We start from the raw sequence: 21,861 nt of genomic DNA on the forward strand, positions 1-21,861 counted from the left end.
AAAAAAATCGCCTCTGCTTTCGTGTTTTTGTTGGTGTGGTTACTTACAATTATACAGGACAAGGCGATTTTTTTGTGCAAAAAAAGGGCTGCCCATAAGTCGGTTTCACCGACTTATGGGACAGCCCCTTTTTCATTAACTCATTGCCTGAGCAACCTCTTTACGTACACGTCTTCCTTTTCCATGCGGAATACAAAGTGGTGTCCCAAATAATGGATCCGTACTAATTTGACACTCCATTCGGAATACATCACGTACTAGCTTCTCATCCACTACTTCTTCCGGCTTACCTTGTGCATATATTTGTTTATCTTGAATGGCTACAATATTGTCTGCATAACGACATGCTAAATTTAAATCGTGTAATACCATAACAATTGTTCTTTGTTCTGTTTCATTTAATTCGAATAATAAATCTAGCACTTCAATTTGGTGAGTCATATCTAAATATGTAGTAGGCTCATCCAGTAAAATAATATCTGTATCTTGTGCAAGCGTCATTGCAATCCAAGCACGTTGTCGTTGTCCACCTGAAAGAGCATGTACATCACGCTCAGCGAATTCTATCATACCTGTTGCTGCAAGGGCTTTTTGTACCATTTCTTCATCCTTTTCTGACCATTGCTTCAGCCACGTTTGATATGGATAACGTCCTTGCTTTACAAGTTGCAATACTGTAAGCCCTTCAGGTGCTTGCGGTCCTTGCGGTAAAATTGCCATTTGACGAGCAATTTGCTTCGTTTGCATACTTTGAATGGCTTGATTATCTAACAAAATGTCACCAGTTGTTGGTTTTAATAATCTAGCTAGTGAACGTAATAAAGTTGATTTCCCGCAGCCGTTAGAACCGATAAAGATTGTAATTTCACCTTTTGGAATTTCTAAATTCAACTCATCAATAATAATTGTTTCACCATAAGACAACGTCAAACGTTTCGTCTCCAATGCTTTTTGCATATTCATCTCCCTTTATGAATTCCGACTTTTATAAAGTAAATAAATAAAATAAGGTGCACCAATTGCTGATGTAAATACCCCTGCTGGAATTTCAAGTGGGGTAAAAACTGTACGCCCAATTAAATCTGCAGCAAGTACTAAAATTGCACCAACAATAGCCGCAACTGGGAGTAATGCACCGTATAAAGAACCAACCAGTCTTCGTGAAATATGAGGTGCCATTAAACCAACAAATCCAATTACTCCGGCGAAGGCAACTGCTCCCCCAATTAAAGCTGTACTAAGTAATAGCATGAATACGCGCGATTTCGTTAAAGGAACACCAAGTCCTACCGCAATATCATCCCCTAGCTCTTGCGCATTTAAATGTCTAGCAGCTATAAATGATATTACCGTTAAAATGAGAACCCATGGCGCAAGCACCATAACGTTTTGCCATGAAGAACCGTAAACAGTACCAGTAATCCATACATTCGCTTGACTCGCTTGATAAATTGGTGCTAATAACATAAACAAAGTCGTCGCCGCTTTCGTTAATGCCCAAAATCCAACACCAATTAAAACAAGGCTAATCGGTGATAACCCGTCATTTCTCCATGCAAATAAATATACAAAAAACGCTACAATCGTTGCCCCAACAAAGGCTGCTAACGGCATATAATGAATGCTTACGGTTAGCGCATTATTTTTATCACTAAAGATAGCTAAAAATAATACAACTGCAACACTTGCACCACCTGTAATCCCGATGATATCAGGAGAAGCCAGTGGATTTCGAACGAGACCTTGTAAAATACATCCTGCTACCGCAAGTGCAATTCCTACAAGAATGGCAATTAAAATACGAGGCATACGAAACTTATTTACAACCATATTTGACAGCGCATCGCCATTTCCAGTGATCGCTTGCCATACATCATAAGGAGCAATTTTCATGTCTCCCATACCTGCACTCGCAAAAAATAATCCTATTAAAACAACTAGTAAACTGAATAAGACGAGACAAGCTCGTTTATACATTAAAAACGAGAGCCCGCCTTTTCCTATACGAAACGGAATATACTTCTTCATTTGCTAAGCCCTCTCTTACGTGCAATATAAATAAAGAATGGGGCCCCAATAAATGCTGTCATAACCCCTACTGGTACTTCTTGTGGCATAATGACATACCTTGCTGCTATATCAGCTAAAATTAATAGTATTGCACCTAACAAGCCGCTATAAGGTACTCTCCATCTGTGATCGACCCCAACAAGAAATCTGGCAAAATGCGGGATAATAATTCCAATAAATCCAATTGGACCAGCAACCGCAACTGAACCACCAGACAACAGGACAATAATAAGTAACACGAATGATTTCATTAAAATTGTTCGTTGTCCAAGCCCCTTCGCGACGTCTTCCCCCATCATCAATGTATTTACTTTCCCTGCCATCATAATAGATGCAATCCAGCCTATTAATAAATATGGGAATACAGATTGTAAAATTTCTAACTTTCTTCCTTGGACAGATCCAGCAAGCCAAAATAATACTTCTTCAAGCGCCTTTTCATTTAAAACAAGTAATCCTTGTATTGATGATGAAAATAACGCACTAATTGCGACCCCTGCTAATGTTAATTTAAGAGGCGTTGTCCCCTCTTTTCCTAAAGAACTAGAAGCAAATACAAGTACAGCTGCAACTGCTGCCCCTAAAAAGGCAATCCACGTGAAAGCTGATAATGACGTCACGGAAAAAATAACAATTGCTACAACTATGAAGAAAGCAGCACCTGAATTTAATCCAATAAAATCTGGAGAAGCAAGTGGATTCTTCGTTAAAGTTTGCATAAGACAACCCGCAATGGCTAAACTAGCACCAACACTAGCTGCAATTAATGCCCTTGGTAGGCGTACATTTTGAATAATAATATGTTCATTGGAACCATTAAAATGAAAAAAAGCATCTAACGCTAATTTCCAGCTCGTATTTGTATATCCGAAAATAATACTTCCCCAAATACAAATAATAACTGCAATGATCCCAACAAATAATCCAATCCATTTTGCTTGATTTGTTTTTAATAACATGCAGCGTTTCCCCTTCAATGTATAATGATACGTTGTAAGTGTATTTCAACTTAATTCTCATTGTCAACGGAAATGAGAATTATTTTCATCGTATATATTGACAATCAAAAGATAAAGGCTTAATATCATGCTTGCTATTGAAAAAACTTCTCAGTATGTAGGGGGTACATAATGAAATTCATGCAAAAGAAATCGTTTACAGTATTTGTATTTTTACTAGCCTTTTCATTACTTTTAAGTGCTTGTGGAAAGTCAAATACGAAAGAAGAAACAAAAGAGGATACGAAAAAAGAAATGTTTACTGTGGAACATGCAATGGGTAAAACAGAAGTTCCCGCTAATCCAAAACGTGTAGTTATTTTAACAAACGAAGGAACTGAAACTTTACTTGAACTAGGTGTGAAACCAGTTGGGGCTGTAAAATCTTGGACTGGTGATCCATGGTATCCACATATTAAAGATAAAATGAAAGATGTAAAAGTTGTTGGTGATGAAGGACAAGTGAACGTAGAAACAATCGCTTCTTTAAAACCAGACTTGATTATCGGTAACAAAATGCGTCACGAAAAAGTGTACGAGCAACTAAAAGCAATTGCACCTACTGTGTTCTCTGAAACATTACGTGGTGAATGGAAAGATAACTTCAAATTTTATGCAAAAGCATTGAATAAAGAAAAAGAAGGTCAAAAGGTTTTAGCTGGTTACGATAAACGTATGAAAGATTTAAAAGCCAAACTAGGTGATAAAGTAAATCAAGAAATCTCTATGGTCCGCTTCATGCCTGGTGATGTTCGCATTTATCATGGTGATACATTCTCTGGTGTTATTTTAAAAGAACTTGGATTTAAACGTCCTGGCGATCAAAATAAAGATGACTTCGCAGAGCGTAACGTATCTAAAGAACGTATTTCTGCAATGGATGGCGATGTATTATTCTACTTCACATTCGATAAGGGAAATGAGAAAAAAGGCTCTGAATTAGAAAAAGAATATATCAATGATCCGCTATTTAAAAATTTAAATGCAGTAAAAAATGGAAAAGCATACAAAGTTGACGACGTTATTTGGAATACAGCTGGTGGTGTAATGGCTGCTAACCTACTATTAGATGATATCGAAAAACGCTTTGTTAAATAATATTTCCCTAGACAACTCCTTCCAACAGAAGGAGTTGTTTTTTCAATTCACTTAAATGTCACATTATTTCATTTTGTATTTTTATTCCCAATATGTTATATTATAAAAGTAAATAGAATGTATTTTCTTTATATCAGAATAAATGTTTTAATCTAAATTTTCTGATTAATCACTATTTTATTTTCTTTTAGAATTCAATTATTACATTTGAAAACGCTTATCATCTCTTTTTTAGGGTAAAATACAGTAACGGTCGAAGTAAAATAGAATTTTTTTAGAAATTTTCTTTCTATTTCCATATAATTCTATTGACTTCTAAATATTTTGTAAATTAAAATGATTACATAAATATCCGTTATACAGGATTAGGGGGAAACAAAAATGGATGCAGCTTTAAAATTAGAAAAAGCTGGAGAGCAACAATCACCAAAAAAACATCCACCAGGGTTGTACTTGTTGTTCTTAACAGAAATGTGGGAAAGATTTAGTTATTATGGAATGCGTGGCCTTTTAGTTCTTTATTTAACAACTGCTGCTGTTAGTGGCGGGTTAGGATTTGATAAGGCAGTCGCAGTGCAATTATATGGTACTTTTACAGCGGCAGTATATTTCATGCCTATTATCGGCGGATGGCTAACGGATCATTATATCACAAGACGTCATGCCATTACTCTCGGCGGAATTATTATGGCAATCGGCAACTTTGTACTATTCTCAATGAATACAAAAACAGGACTATTCCTTGGATTAATACTATTAGTTATTGGTAATGGATTCTTCAAACCAAATATTTCTACACTGTTAGGTGAATTGTATGGTGAAAATGACTCACGTCGTGACAGTGCATTTACTATCTTCTATATGGGTATTAACGTAGGTGCTTTCTTCGCTCCACTTATTTGTGGATTTTTAGCAGAAGATTTCTTTAAAACAAGCGCTAATGGCGTTATTGTAATGGGATATAAATACGGATTCTTAGCGGCTTGTATCGGTATGATTATTGGACAAATTGTTTTCAACTTATTAGCTCCTCGTTACCTTGGTAAAGCAGGAACAACAGTTGTCGGTAAAAAATCAAAAAATCAACCTGTAATCGAAAAGAAACCTTTAACAAAACAAGAGAAAAATCGCACTTGGGCAATTGTAATTTTAACTTGTTTCGTAGTATTCTTCTGGGCAGGATTTGAACAAGCTGGTAGTTCTTTAACACTCTATACAAATAAATTTGTTGATCGTACAATTTTCGGATGGGAAGTTCCAACCTCTTGGTTCCAATCAGTTAACCCAGCATTCATCGTACTACTTGCACCATTCGTATCTATGTTATGGTTAAAACTTTCTAAAACAAAACGCGGTGATTTAAAAGTGCCAACAAAAATGGCATTAGGTATGATTTTACTAGGCATAGGTTACCTTGTTTTAACATTAGCAGTTCTAAAAACTGGAAGTAGTGAAGCAGATATAACTGTAAAAGCGAACTTATTATTCATCGTTATCACTTATCTCTTCCATACAATTGGTGAGTTATTCTTATCACCAATCGGTCTATCAATGGTAAGTGCAATTGCACCTGTTAAATTAGCATCATTACTAATGGGGGTATGGTTAGCTGGTACGGGTATGGCTAACTGGTTAGCTGGTAAACTTGCTTCCTTTACACAATCATTAGGATACCTTGAGGTATTTGCAAGTATCGGCATTATCGTTATCGTTTTAGGACTTGTACTCCTTCTCTTCTCTAAAAAAGTTTCAAGTATGATGGAATAACACCAAAAGACGCTTCTACAAGTAGAAGCGTCTTTTCTATTACTTCTCCTCTAAAGCCGTCACGTTTACGTGAACGCTTTCTCCAGGATTAGATACATCATACACTTGAGCAACCCCACTCTGCTCGTCACAGCTCTCAATCCATACTGGTACGCCCTCATATGTAACGTCGATTCTACTTGAAGAAGATAAAATTTGTTTCACACGTTTTACATCCATTCTACTATCCCTCCTTTTACTTACTACACTCCTTTCTATCTTTTCTTTTCCTTTTAGAATATATTCCATATAGCAACATTTTAATGGTTAGCCTTTTTTTCCTTACATATTAACATTCTTTCTCATATTACCTTTCTGACAAATAAAAAAAGACGTATATCCCACACGCCTTTTTCCATAATATTCAAATTTTAAGAAAATAATGTTCTTACAACTTCACTTACTTTATCATTATGAATTTGATAATACACTTCTAGTCCTCGTCTTTCAAAGCGCACTACTTTATTTTGTTTTAATTTCGTTAAATGTTGCGAAACCGTTGATTGTGGGATTTCTAATACTTCCTGTAATTGTGTTACATTACATGTTCCACGTTGCATTAGTTCCATTACTAGACGTAAACGTAACGGATGCGCTAACGCTCTTAACATTTGTACATCTTCTTCTGAAATACGACATTCGAATTGATTTTGGCTCATAAAGTTCCCCTCATTTTCGTTTTTATGTTCTTTTTATTTATTTATATATCTGTTCTTATATTTCCTGTTACGACATAACTTTATCAACCTATAAAGCCGAAAAATTTTTCCATCTTTATCAGCAAAAATTCAGGAAAAAATCCTTGCTGATTTTGAATATTATACTATATGATATAACGAAAAAGCAAAATAATGGCCTACGAATACTTTGCTTGCAAACGTTGTTTTATCAGGCTTTTTGTTATATTTTCACCTTATTGAAATGCACAGTAATGGTATTGTAAAATACCGTCTATAATTGATAACCTATCGTAATGTAGTTGAACTATACTTAACCTCTTTGTTACGCTAAAAGGAATTTTCAGTAAAAAAAGATACCGTAACATTAAAAATTAGCTTATCGCTTTTTTTATCCCGCTTTAATGGGCAGTAAGACCCCCATCTCAAAATTCAGCGAAAGCAAAGAATCTAGGTGGGGGATCAACTGCCCATAAAAGTCCGATTGGTTCAACTAATAATCAGTGGGGGATGAAGAAAACCCCCACTGATTAAAGTTTCACTTTATTCATATTCAATAGCTTGGACTGTGATGGAATACTTCCTATTAAATGTATTTACTGTCCCTCTCTGACTTGGTCAAATGTGACAAGCTGTACCACCTAGCAAATATTAAATACTTCAACTTCCTTTAATAATCGATACAAATCCGGCCTCTAATATAGAACTATAGAATCAATAATGTATGAACAACTAAAAGAAAAGAATATGCAAATAATTTATCCTGCTATTTGTGGACAATAAGGATCCTATTTCAAATTTTGGCGAATGCTTTATAAGGTTTAACTTTAAAAAGCACACTCAACTTTATTTGAATGTGCTTTTTGTCTACTTTATGAACAAAGCATTTCTTTTAACACTATTATGGAATAATTATACTTTTTTACGTTGACAATAGTGTTGAAGGAGAATATACTAAGCATGTAAGTTGATTGTGAATTGTTTCACAAATAATGTGAATTTCTTCACATAAAATAGATAGGAGTTGTCATTATTATGAGTACTTGGACACAAATTTATGACCCATTAAACAATATTTGGTTATCTGCACTAATCGCAGCACTCCCAATTTTCTGCTTCATCATTTGTTTAATGGGACTGAAAATGAAAAGTTACATTGCTGGGCTTTACAGTATGATCGTCGCTATTATTCTTGCTATATTCGTTTATAAAATGCCAGCAACAGTAGCTGTAGCATCTGCCGGATTCGGTATTTTATCTGGATTTTATCCAATTTGTACTATCGTTATCGCAGCAATTTTCCTTTATAAATTAACTGTTAAAACAGAGCAATTCAACATCATTCGTGATAGTATTTCAAGTATTACAAATGATCAACGTCTACAAGTATTATTAATCGCCTATTCTTTCGGTGCTTTCTTAGAAGGTGCAGCTGGGCTAGGGGTTCCAGTTGCTATTACAGCTGCACTACTTGTAGGTATGGGCTTTAACCCATTAAAAGCAGCAGGTATTTGTTTAGTAGCTAACATCGCTGGTGGTGCTATGGGTGCTATGGGTATCCCAGTTACAGTACCAGCACAATTAACTCAGCTAGATGCATTAACTATCGGTCGTCAAACTGTACTTATTTTACCATTCATTAGTATTGTATTACCTTTCTTACTTGTTTCAATGGTCGATGGAATTAAAGGTATTAAAGAAACTTGGCAAGGTATTCTTGTAAGTGGTGTTTCTTTCGCAATTACTCAGTTCGCTGTAACTTACTTCTTAGGTGCAGAACTTACTAATATTTTCGCAGCCGTTGTAAGTATGATCTCTCTTGCATTATTCTTACGTGTTTGGCAGCCAAAATCTTCTACTAAAGAAGAAAAACAAGAAGAAAAAGAATCTCATACATTCAATCAAATTTTATATGCTTGGTCTCCATTCATATTCTTAACTGCATTTGTAACAATCTTTAATTTAAAACCAATTAAAGCTTTATTTGCTCCGGATGGCGCACTAGCAAACTTAGTATTTAACATTCAATTCCCTGGTCTTCATAATGCTGTTATGAAAACTACACCAATTACAAAAGCTGATACACCTTTCGCAGCTGTTTTCAAGTTTGATGTATTCTCATCTACAACTACTGCAATCGTATTAGCAATTATCGTTTCACTTATCGTGTACCGCGTAAAAGGTAAAATGATTAAAGAATTAATGATTGAAACAATAAAAGAACTAAAAGCTCCAGTATATACAATCTGTAGCGTGATCGCTTTAGCTTACGTAGAGAACTACTCTGGTATGTCATCTACACTTGGACTTGCATTCTCTTCTACTGGTAATGCATTCCCAGTTCTTTCTCCAATCTTAGGATGGATTGGCGTATTCATTACAGGATCAGTAGTATCAAGTGGTTCATTATTCGCACCGCTTCAAGCAGTAACTGCAGATCAATTAAACATCGTTCCTTCTACACTGGTTGCATTAAACGTAGTAGGTGGTACAATGGCAAAAATGGTTTCACCACAATCTGTAGCAGTTGCTTGTGCAGCAGTTGGACTAGTTGGTAAAGAATCTGCTCTATTTAAAACAGCAATGAAATACAGTTTAATCTTCTTAGCTATTATTAGCTTACTTCAATTAAACGCTGTATTTAATATTTTTTAAAAATAAAACACCGATCCAAATGGATCGGTGTTTTTTCACATCACATCTTCTTATTCTTTAATAAAGAAGCACCAGCAATTTCAGGATGCGTCATTTCGAATGGATCTAAAATAATATCCAATTCTTCTTCTGTCAGTACACCATGTTCTAAACATAACTCCCTAACAGATTTGCCTGTTTCAATTGCTTCACGTGCAATACGGGATGCTGCTTCATAACCAATATGAGGGTTAACTGCCGTAATAATTCCAACACTTTTCTCAACATATCGCTTCAGCAATTCTTCATTTGCTGTAATTCCTTTAATGCAATATTCACGGAATACACGGAATCCGTTATTCATAATACTAATAGATTGAATTAAATTAAATACGAGTACAGGCTCCATTACGTTTAACTCTAATTGTCCTGCTTCTGATGCTAAGCAAATTGTATGATCATTACCAATTACTTGGAAAGCAACTTGATTAATTACTTCTGCCATAACAGGATTTACTTTACCTGGCATAATAGATGAACCTGGTTGACGAGCTGGCAATTGAATTTCCGCCAATCCAACACGTGGACCAGATGCCATAATACGAAGGTCATTCGCAATTTTAGACATGTTCATCATACATACTTTTAATGCCGCAGATACTTCTGTATATGCATCTGTGTTTTGCGTTGCATCAACTAAATGCTCTGCACCAACAAGTGGGAATCCGCTAAATATTCGTAAATGTTTAACCACTTGGTCAATGTACGTAGGGTTTGCATTTAATCCCGTACCAACAGCTGTCGCCCCCATGTTCACTTCATATAAATGTTGGCGAGACTGTTTAATTCTTTTTATATCACGCGCAAGCACTCGGCTATACGCTTCAAATTCTTGTCCAAGACGAATCGGAACAGCATCTTGTAAATGTGTACGCCCCATTTTAATAACGTGATCGAACTCTTTTGCTTTGTCACGGAAAGCAGAATGAAGTTCTTCCATTGTATTAAGAAGTTCTTCTAACATCATAAGAGTTGCAATATGAATTCCCGTTGGAAACGCATCATTCGTTGATTGAGCCATATTCACATGCGTGTTCGGGCTAATTTTTGCATACTCGCCTTTTTCATATCCCATACGTTCTAACGCTCGATTAGCGATTACTTCATTTGTATTCATATTAATAGAAGTTCCAGCACCGCCTTGGATTGGATCCACAATAAATTGCTCATGGAATTTGCCATCAACAATTTCTTGCGCTGCCTCTGCAATTTCATGTCCAATGTCTTTAGCTAAGTAACCAGTATCCATATTTGCAAGTGCCGCCGCTTTTTTCACAATTGCCATTGCCGTAATGAGTGACGGATGAATGCGATATCCTGTAATCGGGAAGTTTTCTACAGCACGTAATGTTTGTACACCATAATAAGCTACACTCGGTACTTCCTTTTCACCTAAAAAATCTTTTTCTATACGTATATCCTTCGTTGCTATCATTTTCATCACCTATACTTTTCATTCTAAATCCCTATCTAAAAAATTCGCCCTCTAAAAATACGAGTATCATTCAGAAGAATTTTTCAGTATCCACCTTCACTATATAGCACCTTTTTTGAAAGCGCAAACATTTATTTTTCTGTATATACCTTTTATAAAAATTTATAGAAAATCATTCTTCTATCTTTTTTATTTTCACTCGTTTAATTTGATGCATATCCTTTTCAAGAACTTTAAAAGAAAAGCCGTGTTTTTCAATAATATCCCCTTCAGCAACGATTTGCTTTTGTACCATAATCCAGCCACCGATTGTATCTACATCATCAGCGATTAAGTGTATGCCAAATAAATCATTTACTTCACTAATAAGCACTTTTCCCTCTACAATTATACATCCTTCACTTATATGCTCTATAGGCGGATGTTCATCTTCATCGTATTCATCCCGGATCTCCCCAACAATTTCTTCTAAAATATCTTCTAGTGTAACCATCCCCGCTGTACCACCATATTCATCATATAATACAGCTAATGGAATTCGTTTTCTTTGCATTTGTAATAGCAAATCATGTATAGGAATATTTTCTAGCACTTCAATAACTGGCCTTGTATATGGCGTAATCGAGCATTCCTCATCTCGATTACCATCCATATAACGAATAAATAAATCCTTTACATTAACCATCCCAATAATTTCATCTTTATCTTCACCAAATACAGGATACCTCGTATATTTTTCTTGTGCGATTATTTTAATATGTGTTTCAAATGGTTCATCCTCATATAAACCTACAACTTCTGTACGAGGTACCATAATTTCCTTTGCGACTCTATTATCAAATTCAAAAATATTATTTACATATTTAAATTCTCTTTGATTAATCTCTCCACTCTCATAACTCTCAGATAAGATTAATCGTAATTCTTCCTCCGAATGAGCTACTTCATGTTCAGAAGCCGGATGTAATCCGAATAACCCTGTTACAAGCCTTGCAGAACCATTTAAAGCCCAAATAAACGGATACATGACTCGGTAAAAATAAATAAGTGGCTTCGATAATAACAAGCTAACTTGCTCTGCCCTTTGTATAGCGAACGTCTTCGGAGCAAGTTCACCAATGACAACATGTAAAAACGTAATAACTGCAAAAGCAATAATAAATGAAACAGTACTTGCAATTGCAGGAGATAAATGTAGTTTTAAAAACAACGGCTCGAGTAAATGTTTTATAGTCGGCTCTCCTAACCACCCAAGCCCTAAAGCAGTAATTGTAATACCTAACTGACATGCTGATAAATACTCATCTAAATTCGAAGTTACTTTTTTTGCTGCCAATGCTCCTCGTCGTTTTTCACTAACGAGTTGATCAATACGACTGCTACGCACCTTAATAATTGCAAACTCAACAGCTACAAAAAAACCTGTTAATCCAATAAGGATAACTACCATCAGTAATTTTAAAATATCCACATATACCCTTTAGCTTTCTTAGCTAAAGTTACACCTCCTTTAAAAAAGAAGTTTCACCTTAGTTTCTTCATTTACTCAAAAGCAACCCTATATAAAATTCACCAATTTCAAACCTCATACAATTCTAAAGGTAAGCCGTCAGGGTCTTGGAAAAAGACGAATTTTTTTCCGGTTATTTCATCAATACGTATCGACTCAGTCTCAACACCACATTGATTTAAATGTTTCACAGCCTCTCCTATATTTGTAACAGCAAATGCTAAATGTCTAAGTCCAGCCGCTTCTGGGAAACTTGGGCGCTCAGGCGGACTTGGAAATGAAAATAATTCAATTTGATACTCTTCTCCTACACATAAATCTAACTTATAAGAATCTCGTTCCTTTCTATATACTTCATTTACCGCTTTAAAACCTAATATTTTAGTATAAAATTTTTTTGATTTTTCATAATTCGAACAAATAATTGCAACGTGGTGCACTCTACATATATTCATGCTCTCTCTATTCCTTTCTTTACCAAAGATGAATATTCTCCCTTGAAATGAAAAACATATATAGCAGAATATCTCTTTTAGGGGGCTTACTATGAAATTCATTACTTTTTTCATCGGACTGATCGTCGTTTTCTTCCTTGCTTATATTGCTAGCAATAATAGGAAACATATTAAATTTAAACCAATTTTTATCATGCTTATTATACAGTTAATTTTAACCTATTTATTATTAAATACAGAAATCGGCCTCATACTTATTAGAATCATTTCCAGTCTGTTTACAAAGCTACTCGAGTATGCTGCTGATGGAATAAACTTCGTATTTGGTGGTCTTGCAAATAAAAGCGAAATGCCATTTTTCCTTACTGTATTATTACCAATTGTCTTCATTTCCGTCTTAATTGGTATATTACAGCATTTCAAAATACTACCATTTTTTATTCGTTGGATCGGCTACTTCCTTAGTAAAATAAACGGTCTTGGGAAATTAGAATCTTACAACGCTATCGCCTCCGCCATCGTCGGCCAATCAGAAGTGTTTATTACAGTAAAAAAGCAATTAGCTCAAATTCCAAAACATCGTCTTTATACACTTTGTGCCTCTGCCATGTCAACTGTATCTATGTCTATCGTAGGTGCCTATATGACAATGATTGAACCTAAATATGTAGTAACCGCACTCGTTCTTAATTTATTTAGCGGTTTTATTATCGTACTCATCATTAACCCTTACGACGTTAAAGATGACGAAGATATTTTAGAAATAAAAGGTGAAAAACAAAGCTTTTTTGAAATGCTCGGAGAATACATTCTTGATGGTTTTCGTGTAGCCATTGTCGTTGGTGCTATGCTCATCGGATTCGTCGCATTAATTAGTTGTATTAATGACCTATTCCTCATTATATGCGGCATCACTTTCCAACAATTAATCGGCTACGTATTTGCACCTATTGCATTCCTTATCGGTGTACCAAGTTCTGAAATCGTCACAGCTGGTAGCATTATGGCAACAAAACTTGTCACAAATGAATTTGTCGCCATGATGGACCTTAGTAAAATTTCTAATAGCCTTTCTCCCCGTACAGTTGGTATTATTTCTGTTTTCCTCGTTTCTTTTGCGAACTTTTCTTCTATCGGCATTATTTCAGGCGCGGTAAAAGGGTTAAACGAAGAACAAGGAAACGTTGTTGCCAGATTTGGCCTTAAATTACTATATGGAGCTACTCTCGTTAGCATTTTATCTGCAATTATCGTAAGCATTATGTTGTAATTAGGTAAAATTTTATCATTTTCTTATCCCTATCTTTTGTATACAATAACGAATAGATGTCTTATAAATAATCAAGATATCTATTTTTTATACATGTACAATCGCTTTTATTTAGCGTACAATATTTTTTATGTGTTTGAATACGCTTCTAGATGTATACACTTTGATAGTTTTAAAGGAGAAAAAATGATGAAATCCGATACGAACAAAGATACTGGAACCAAAAAAGGACGCTCAAAGAAAAAACGCCTACTTTGGTTCATTCTTATTCCATTACTGATTATAGCACTTGGAGCAGGCGGCTACTCCTTCCATATATACAGTAAAGCAAAATCTGTATTAAGTAACGCCTATTCTGAACTGGGCCGCGGGGATAAATCCAGCAAACGTGAAAAAGCCGTTAAACCTATGACCGACAACATTTCTGTACTTATTATGGGTGTGGATGAAAGTGAAATCAGGGACAAGAATTACGGAAAAGCAACTCGTACAGATGCGCTATTACTTGCAACAATTAATAAAAATGATAAATCTGTTAAGCTTGTCAGTATTCCACGTGACTCACGTGTCTACATTAAATCACGTGATAAATATGATAAAATTACACATGCGCACGTATTCGGTGGTGTGGACAGCACAATTGATACCGTAGAGAACTTTTTAGATGTTCCAGTTGACTACTATGTAAAATTCAACTTTAAATCATTTATCAAAATTGTCGATTCCCTTGGTGGTATTACTGTCGATGTTCCAGTTGAGTTCACAGAACAAAACAGCAAAGACGAACCAGGTGCAATTCATCTGAAAAAAGGACGTCAACATTTAAATGGAGAAGAGGCGTTAGCACTAGCTAGAACTCGTCATATCGATAGTGATTATATGCGCGGTCAACGACAACAGCTTGTTCTAGAAGCTATTGCTGAAAAAGCACTATCTCTTAATTCCATTAATAAAATTGGTGGCCTATTAGATGCTGTCGATAAAGACTTAAAAACCAATTTAACTTTTGATGATATGATGACAATTGCCAAAAACTCAATGGATTCCAATTTAAAGATGGACAAAATGCAAATAGAGGGCACTGATAAATATATAAGTGGTATTTATTATTACGTTCCAAATGAAACAAGCGTCAATAATATTTCGACAACATTACAAGAACATCTCGGTGTTACGAATAAAAATGAACATAAAAAATTATAATAAAAAGGCTGCTAGATCTTTCTAGACAGCCTTTTTATTATAATTTCCAACATATTTCTCGTACATATTGTGACAAAAAGAGACAATTATTACAACAATGTAACATTTTTTATAAAAACATTACACACATAGTGAAAATAATAGTATACTAGTACGTACATAATGTTATTTTTAGCATTTTTATACAAAAAATGTAATACGTATATTTATACAAAAATTTCTGGGGGGAAATAGATGAAGCTAAGTAAAATACTGATTGGTTCTGCAATTGCTGGGGGCATATTACTTTGTGTAGGCGGTGTTAGTGGGTATCAATATGTATCCAAACTAAATAATCAATTAGATACTACTGCATTACCAAATACTACATTTGAAGGTATTTCTCTCGATGGAAAAAATAAAAAAGATATTCAAGCAATTATTAATCAAAAGATAACTGAATTAGATCAAAAATCTCTTACCTACATATTGCAAAATGATAAACAAACTTACACATGGAAAGATTTAGGGATAAATTATAAAGAAAAAGATATTATCGACAAAATCTTTAAAGAACAAGAAGGAAATGCAATGAATCGTTACAAAATGCGGAAGCAGGCTGAAAGCGGTGAATTAAAGCGTGACTATAAATTAACACCTCAATTAAATACAACTGCTTATGAAAGCTTTATGAAGGATAAATATAATTCTGCATTAAAAAATCCTATTAATGCAGAATTAAGTATTGAAGGCACTACAGTAAATGTTAGCCAAAGTCAAAATGGTGAAAAAATCGACAAAGGAAAGTTAACTGATTTAACGACACAGGCCATTACTACCGGCACATCTGACGTTACATTACCAGTTACAATATTAAAACCTGAACGTTCTACAGAAGATATACAGAAAATGGGGATTAAAGAAGTAATTGCTGAATACTCAACTCCAATGGCTGGTCGTAATGGAAACCAGTCCTATAACGTAAATAAGTCAGCTAATACTTTAAGTGGCGTTATTGTCGCACCTGATGAAACATTTAGTTTTAATGGTCGTGTCGGCATAACTGATGCTGCACATGGTTATAAATCCGCAGCTGTATATTCACAAGGTAAAGTTATACAAAGTGCAGGCGGAGGCGTTTGCCAAGTTAGTAGTACTTTATATAGCGCCGCTTTAAGGGCAGATTTAGGAATTGTTTCTCGAAGCAATCATTCTATGCCCGTAAATTATTTACCACTTGGGCAAGATGCAGCAGTAGCAGATTATGGCCCAGATTTAAAATTTAAAAACAATACAGGCAATCATATTTATATTCAAGCATTTTCAAATGGAGGTAGTATTACTACACGTATTTTCGGTACAAATACTGGAAAAAATGTTGAAGTTTCTTCTCAAGTAGTTAGTAGGACTGGTGATAAAATAACAGCAGTTACGTATAAAAAAGTAACACAAAACGGTGAAGTACTATCTAATGGACAAATTTCAAAAAGCGTATATAAAAGCGCTCCAAAAGAATAAGACACTATCAAATGAACAAATTTCAAAAACAAAAAAGGCGTGATCTACTCACGCCTTTTTCTTTTGCAATAATAATAAAAAGGTTGCAAGATGGTCTTTCGTTTCTTCTAACGACCACATACGATTTCCCTGCTTCGCAGCTAATACGCACGCCTCTTCCCAAACATCCTTTTTCTTCATATATAATAATTCATCGCGTAATTTCAAAACAATTTCTTCTTCTTCTTGCTCTATAAACTCTTCCATCACGCCTACTATTTCATCCTCATGGATACTTAACGTACAATACGATTTGAAAAAATATTGTAATGTCGTATACATATTTACTCCCCCTTCTTATTTATCAGATGGATAAGAAGTAATGATCTTATATCCTAAATCTCCTGACTTATCTCTCGCTAAAACAGTAACAGTTTTTACTAACTTGTCTTTTACATTCATATTTTTCTTTATTACCGTTTTCCCAACAGGGAATGAATGTGTTGTATTTAATACGAGACGAGCCTCTTTAGAATTTTTTAACCAATCTTGAATTTCCTTATCATGCTGCTTCAAACTATCTTTTACAGCTTTCGTTGCAGTTTCCTTGTCATAGTATGTACTTGCTGCCGATACTTTATCTGTCTTCAAACGATTCTTCAAATCTTCTTCTGATTTGCCTACATGTCTTTCAATCGTATGACCATTTTTAGGTGGCCCTTCCATTTCATCTAAAATATTATCACTAATTTTTTCTACTGATGTCGATTGATTCCCTGTTTGTTTCTCTGTTTTTTGTTCTTTTCCTGCACATCCACTTAAGATCAGCATTAGTGCCAATAAACTACCCAAGAAAAGACTACTTATTCGTTTCATCATATCACCTCTTTCATGATTATTATCGTAACTTCACTAAAAGTCAATTTCACACTAAAAAAACATATCCATCTTTTAAATTCCTCACCTATTTTGCCATATTATCACCCGATTTTCATAAAATCGCTATTTTCGCCCCTTCTATAAATATACCCCTATGTTTTTATGATTATTTCCCGAGTTAAATCACCTCTCAAAACACTAATAAAACCCTTTAAAATAAGGATTTTATTAGTGTTTTTTAAACAACTAAGATATACCCCTCTTTCTATATACCTAATACCCATATAAGGTATATAAATGGTGTTTTATCAACGTTTTTCTACATTATGTGAATTTACACTTGCCTATACAATGGAAATATGATGTAATGCAAAAAAAAGATAAAGGATTTTAAACAATGGCTGAAACAATTCAAAACTTCTTAACAGACTACTATTCAATCGCAATTCCACTTAGTATCTTAATTAACATCATTATTAGTCTTTTAGGTGTTATCCCTAGTATTTTTTTGACGGCTATTAACATACAGCTCTTTGGTGTAACGAACGGAACCATTATTTCGATCGTCGGTGAGGCATTAGGGGCTATTATCTCGTTTTATATTTATCGTATAGGCTTTCAGAAATTCACTCACAGCAAAGTAAATAAATATCCAAAGGTAGAACGCCTACTTTATGTAGAAGGTAGAGAGGCCTTTCTACTCGTTCTATCGTTTCGATTAATACCTTTTATCCCATCAAGTATTGTGACTTTATTTGCAGCTCTAGGTAAAATGTCATTACTATCCTTCAGTATCGCCAGTACAATAGGTAAAATACCCGCTTTATTGATTGAAGTATATTCGGCATATCACGTTATGAATGGAACAAATGAAGCGAAGTGGATTGTAACAATCACAGGCGCTATTGGATTGTTTTATTTGTGGAAAAAATGGAGAAAAAAATAAAGAAGGAGCCTATGCTCCTTCTTTATTTTTGAGGTATTTTATTATAACTATCCCTTAAAACCTTAGTTTACGCCAACAGCACTAAATGATTGCTTAACTGCTGCTACTTCCGCAGAATTCGCACCATATAAATCAGCTGCAGCTTGTACTGCACCAGCACGAGCTTGGCTAAATGTAGTAGATTGCGTGAAATATTGTGTGTTTGCACGGTAATAAATTGCACCTAGCTTATCTTTACCGATACCAGTTACAGTTACACCGTAATGTGTACCGCCATTTGCTAATAAATAAGCTTGTTTGTTAATGATACCACTGTTTGTATGAACCCCACCGTTATCACTAGTACCCGTGTAACGCTTAGAATAATGGTCTGGGTCACCATATTTCGCTGGATCACTCATAGAGCGAAGCGCATCTCCTGCTTTACCAGGTGTGTAAATATCTTCACCAATCTCCCAATCCGGGTTACGGTTATCATAGAATTCTACTAAAGTACCAAAAATATCAGAAATTGCTTCATTTAATGCGCCTGATTCATTTTGATAAATTAAATTTGAGCTATTTTCCGTAACTGCGTGTGTTAATTCGTGACCAATTACATCAATTCCACCAGATAATGAAGTGAACGTTACACCATCACCATCTCCGTATACCATTTGCGAGCCGTTCCAGAACGCATTATTATACTTGCTTCCATAATGGACTGTTGATTTTAATGGTGCTCCTGCATCATTAATAGAGTTTCTGTTAAATGTAGATTTATAATAATCGTATGTTTTACCTGCATAGTAATGAGCATCTACTGCTGCTGCATCATACGCTGCATTAAAAACATTGTCTGCATCTACCCATAATGTTCCTGGCAATGTAGTACGATTTTTCGCATCATATGTGAAAATTGTTGCTCCGCGCGTATTGTCTTGTAAGTAGTAAGATGATCCAGATAACGTTGTATTAAGCGATTTCGTATCTCCTAATACCCCTTTACCAGTTCCTACTTTATTTGTTCCTGTTACAGGCTTTACAACTGCTTTTGCATCTTGCTTAGGAGCCTCTTGTTTAACTGGTGACTTATCATCATTCGTCACATGATCGATTGTATTAAACTTATTTAATACTTTACCGCTGTCTGCTTCAATGAAATAGTAGTAATTTCCTGGACTCGGATCTAGGAAGTTTAAATTCACAACATACGCGTATGTTGTCTCTTCACCGTTTTGATATACATATAAGTCCGCTTTTGGTTCTACCTCATATTTAGGTGTAACACCTAAATCTTTTTGCGCAATTTCAATTGCTTTCGCGCCTTCAATCTTATTTTTATTTTTCAACTTTTCTTTTTTGTCTAAATCAGGTGCAACTGTTCCAGACAATACTTTTAAAGAACCGTCTTTACTTACGTGAGCTACTTGCGTAGAGCCCCATACAGGTACTCCTTCGTATACTTGTTGCATACGTACTACTGTTGAATCAGTTACAGAGTCTTTCTTCACTTGTTTCACTTTGAAAGAATCTTGCGCACTCTTTTCCCCTAGCTTGTAATCACCTTTTGCTGCGTTTAAGTAATCAAACACAACAGATTCTGCTTTCTTACCAGTCGCCCCAGTTAAATCACCAGAAATAAACTCAGGTGACTGTACTGTCTCATTGTACTTCTTCGTAGAGAGCACATTTTTAGAATCCGCAAATGCAGAGCCTGTCCCTCCAAACGTTGTAACTGCCATTCCTGTCGCTAACACTAATGCTAAACTTTTCTTTTTCATGAACCTTCCCCCTAATAAAAATTTTTTTGAAAAAGAGTAGTTTCATATTAGCATTATGTTTCCACTATTAATATACTAAAAATTCAAATAATTTTTTTCTCAAGTTTTGTAGAATTTTGAGGAACAAATAATGAAAAACCCCTTTCCGGTTGGAAAGGGGTTTTTCATTAAGAATTAATTACTTCTATTACTTCTTTAGCTTGACCATACATATCTCCAGTCCAAGCATATTGAGGTTCTAACACTACTAATATAGCTACTAACGCTAGTGCACCAAAAATCATTTTTTTCATATTCATCTTCCTCCCTTTTCTTCTAATAAATTAATAGTTAGTCTATAATACCGATTACTTTCTTGGAATTCTAATACTTCCTCATGATATTTTGCTAATTCTAAATATACTTTTTTTAAATCTTTTTTATTTTCCTCTTGCTTAAAAAATGTTAAAGCTTCTGTTTCTAAAAACTTTTTATACACCCCCTTCTCTTCAAAATATTTATGTTGAAGTATTAAAAGTGTATATAACATACTTTTATACTTCTCATCTCTTTTCGCAACTTCTATACCTTTATTAATCCACTCTTTTACTTCTTCAAATTCCTTCAATTCAATACATTGCAATGCAATCTCATATACAGCATCAATGTAATCTAAATCTTCTTCCTTCTTGTATTGTAAACATTGTAAATAATACTCTTTCGCTTTTACATAATCCTTTAAATGGTAATGTAAATATCCCATGTTATTTAGAGCAATCGCTGTTATATTATCTTTATCTGCAAAAGAATTAGCCTCTCTTAAAATATTTCTATAAATTTCTAAAGCTTCATTATATTGTTTTTTCTGTATATAACTTAGCCCTATCAATAGCTGGCAATTAATCACATGACGAAATTTATATTCATTCTTAAAACCTTCCATAGCTAAATGAGCAAAATGTAACGCCATATGTTCTATTTCTAATTCATTATAAATGAGAGCCAAATTATAATAGATTCCAGTTTCATAATAGCCTTGTTCTTTCGCCATCACTTCAGTTTGAACTAAATAATCTAAGGCAGTTTTATATTTATGCTGTAAAAAGTAATATAGTCCTTTACTATACGTATATAATAATTTCTGAAATGGCGAATACTTTTTGTACATCTTTTTTAATCTCTCTAATTCTTCTTCAAGAGCAGGAAAATCTCGTTTCATAATTAAATAACGCGTATACAACAGTTTATAATAATTTATAATTTCAAAATCCAAAACATGATTCATTTCACCTTGTAATTCTTCATATATGCGCTCTACTTGTTGCTTGTCCAAATGAACGAGTGCATTTAACCATTCATCCAGCTTTCCCTTCACATCTTCTTCTACATCTCTCAAATCCGTCACGGCAATTTCTAATCTTGTGCAGAGCAATTGTAGAATCTCTTCTGATGCTTCGATCTTTCCATTTTCGATTTTACTTAAGTATGAGACAGAACAAATGCCCTGACATAATTCTTCTTGTGTCATTTTTTGCTGTAGCCGTTTGTAAAAGACTTGTTTGCCTATTTTTTCTAATGTTTGTTGCATTGTCCTCCTCCATT

Annotated in this window: 20 protein-coding genes; 7 read left to right on the forward strand and 13 right to left on the reverse strand. The window is 34.6% G+C overall.

Annotated elements, in window-relative coordinates:
• Positions 1–135 precede the first annotated feature (135 nt).
• Genes CO726_RS20640 through CO726_RS20650 form a run of 3 tightly spaced genes read right to left on the reverse strand, consistent with a single transcriptional unit; the run spans position 136 to position 3,029 of the window.
• Positions 136–957 carry an ABC transporter ATP-binding protein gene (locus CO726_RS20640; RefSeq protein WP_099685536.1) on the reverse strand — a complete coding sequence of 274 codons (822 nt, stop codon included), beginning with the start codon at positions 955–957 and terminating at the stop codon, positions 136–138.
• A 12-nt stretch (positions 958–969) separates the two neighbouring features.
• Positions 970–2,028: a FecCD family ABC transporter permease gene (locus tag CO726_RS20645; protein WP_099685537.1), complete on the reverse strand. Its 1,059-nt coding sequence runs from the start codon at positions 2,026–2,028 to the stop codon at positions 970–972.
• Positions 2,025–3,029, reverse strand: a complete 1,005-nt coding sequence (locus CO726_RS20650; protein WP_099685538.1) for a FecCD family ABC transporter permease — start codon at positions 3,027–3,029, stop codon at positions 2,025–2,027. Before CO726_RS20650 ends, CO726_RS20645 begins: the two co-directional genes overlap by 4 nt.
• A gap of 171 nt (positions 3,030–3,200) precedes the next feature.
• Between CO726_RS20650 and CO726_RS20655 the strand changes: the two genes are divergently transcribed.
• Together CO726_RS20655 and CO726_RS20660 are read left to right on the forward strand one after the other, a co-directional pair.
• The gene (locus tag CO726_RS20655; protein WP_099685539.1) at positions 3,201–4,166 is read left to right on the forward strand and encodes an ABC transporter substrate-binding protein; all 966 of its coding nucleotides are present in this window, start codon (positions 3,201–3,203) and stop codon (positions 4,164–4,166) included.
• Between the two features lie 381 nt (positions 4,167–4,547).
• Positions 4,548–5,933 (forward strand): peptide MFS transporter, encoded by a 1,386-nt coding sequence (locus CO726_RS20660; protein WP_099685540.1) that lies wholly within the window; start codon positions 4,548–4,550, stop codon positions 5,931–5,933.
• Between the two features lie 39 nt (positions 5,934–5,972).
• Here the strand turns inward: CO726_RS20660 and CO726_RS20665 are convergent, their stop codons facing one another.
• Positions 5,973–6,152: an acid-soluble spore protein H gene (locus CO726_RS20665; protein ID WP_000382683.1), complete on the reverse strand. Its 180-nt coding sequence runs from the start codon at positions 6,150–6,152 to the stop codon at positions 5,973–5,975.
• Between the two features lie 191 nt (positions 6,153–6,343).
• Positions 6,344–6,631, reverse strand: coding sequence for an ArsR/SmtB family transcription factor (locus CO726_RS20670; RefSeq protein ID WP_099685541.1), 288 nt, complete (start codon positions 6,629–6,631; stop codon positions 6,344–6,346).
• Between the two features lie 1,053 nt (positions 6,632–7,684).
• Here CO726_RS20670 and CO726_RS20685 point away from each other — a divergent pair.
• Positions 7,685–9,304 carry an L-lactate permease gene (locus CO726_RS20685; RefSeq protein ID WP_099685542.1) on the forward strand — a complete coding sequence of 540 codons (1,620 nt, stop codon included), beginning with the start codon at positions 7,685–7,687 and terminating at the stop codon, positions 9,302–9,304.
• Positions 9,305–9,344: 40 nt separating this feature from the next.
• Here CO726_RS20685 and aspA read toward each other — a convergent pair whose 3' ends face one another.
• The 3 genes from aspA to gloA2 form a co-directional block, all read right to left on the reverse strand.
• Positions 9,345–10,778 carry an aspartate ammonia-lyase gene (gene aspA, locus CO726_RS20690; RefSeq protein WP_099685543.1) on the reverse strand — a complete coding sequence of 478 codons (1,434 nt, stop codon included), beginning with the start codon at positions 10,776–10,778 and terminating at the stop codon, positions 9,345–9,347.
• 172 nt (positions 10,779–10,950) lie between these two features.
• Entirely contained in the window at positions 10,951–12,249 is a 1,299-nt protein-coding gene (locus CO726_RS20695; RefSeq protein ID WP_099685544.1) for a hemolysin family protein, read from the reverse strand.
• 107 nt (positions 12,250–12,356) lie between these two features.
• Positions 12,357–12,743 (reverse strand): SMU1112c/YaeR family gloxylase I-like metalloprotein, encoded by a 387-nt coding sequence (gene gloA2, locus CO726_RS20700; protein WP_099685545.1) that lies wholly within the window; start codon positions 12,741–12,743, stop codon positions 12,357–12,359.
• A gap of 91 nt (positions 12,744–12,834) precedes the next feature.
• On the opposite strand from gloA2, the gene CO726_RS20705 reads away from it, so the two are divergent.
• The 3 genes from CO726_RS20705 (at position 12,835) to CO726_RS20715 (ending at position 16,713) form a co-directional block, all read left to right on the forward strand.
• Positions 12,835–14,013 carry a NupC/NupG family nucleoside CNT transporter gene (locus tag CO726_RS20705; protein WP_099685546.1) on the forward strand — a complete coding sequence of 393 codons (1,179 nt, stop codon included), beginning with the start codon at positions 12,835–12,837 and terminating at the stop codon, positions 14,011–14,013.
• A gap of 186 nt (positions 14,014–14,199) precedes the next feature.
• Positions 14,200–15,216 carry an LCP family protein gene (locus tag CO726_RS20710; protein WP_136699789.1) on the forward strand — a complete coding sequence of 339 codons (1,017 nt, stop codon included), beginning with the start codon at positions 14,200–14,202 and terminating at the stop codon, positions 15,214–15,216.
• 234 nt (positions 15,217–15,450) lie between these two features.
• On the forward strand, positions 15,451–16,713 hold the full coding sequence (locus CO726_RS20715) for a VanW family protein (protein WP_099685548.1): 1,263 nt from the start codon (positions 15,451–15,453) through the stop codon (positions 16,711–16,713).
• A gap of 48 nt (positions 16,714–16,761) precedes the next feature.
• On the opposite strand, the gene CO726_RS20720 is transcribed toward CO726_RS20715, so the two are convergent.
• Positions 16,762–17,034, reverse strand: a complete 273-nt coding sequence (locus CO726_RS20720) for a hypothetical protein (protein ID WP_098758895.1) — start codon at positions 17,032–17,034, stop codon at positions 16,762–16,764.
• Between the two features lie 15 nt (positions 17,035–17,049).
• The gene (locus CO726_RS20725; RefSeq protein WP_136699792.1) at positions 17,050–17,568 is read right to left on the reverse strand and encodes an RNase A-like domain-containing lipoprotein; all 519 of its coding nucleotides are present in this window, start codon (positions 17,566–17,568) and stop codon (positions 17,050–17,052) included.
• Between the two features lie 400 nt (positions 17,569–17,968).
• Here CO726_RS20725 and CO726_RS20730 point away from each other — a divergent pair, with 400 nt between their 5' ends.
• Entirely contained in the window at positions 17,969–18,517 is a 549-nt protein-coding gene (locus CO726_RS20730) for a TVP38/TMEM64 family protein (RefSeq protein WP_099685549.1), read from the forward strand.
• 62 nt (positions 18,518–18,579) lie between these two features.
• Here CO726_RS20730 and CO726_RS20735 read toward each other — a convergent pair whose 3' ends face one another.
• The 3 genes from CO726_RS20735 to CO726_RS20740 form a co-directional block, all read right to left on the reverse strand.
• Positions 18,580–20,280 carry a M4 family metallopeptidase gene (locus tag CO726_RS20735; protein ID WP_099685550.1) on the reverse strand — a complete coding sequence of 567 codons (1,701 nt, stop codon included), beginning with the start codon at positions 20,278–20,280 and terminating at the stop codon, positions 18,580–18,582.
• A gap of 167 nt (positions 20,281–20,447) precedes the next feature.
• On the reverse strand, positions 20,448–20,573 hold the full coding sequence (locus tag CO726_RS31535; RefSeq protein ID WP_000738188.1) for an NprX family peptide pheromone: 126 nt from the start codon (positions 20,571–20,573) through the stop codon (positions 20,448–20,450).
• A gap of 2 nt (positions 20,574–20,575) precedes the next feature.
• Positions 20,576–21,847 carry a helix-turn-helix domain-containing protein gene (locus CO726_RS20740; RefSeq protein WP_099685551.1) on the reverse strand — a complete coding sequence of 424 codons (1,272 nt, stop codon included), beginning with the start codon at positions 21,845–21,847 and terminating at the stop codon, positions 20,576–20,578.
• Positions 21,848–21,861 lie beyond the last annotated feature (14 nt).

Origin of the sequence: Bacillus fungorum (genome assembly GCF_002746455.1) — a bacterium.
Classification (GTDB): Bacteria; Bacillota; Bacilli; order Bacillales; family Bacillaceae_G; genus Bacillus_A; species Bacillus_A fungorum.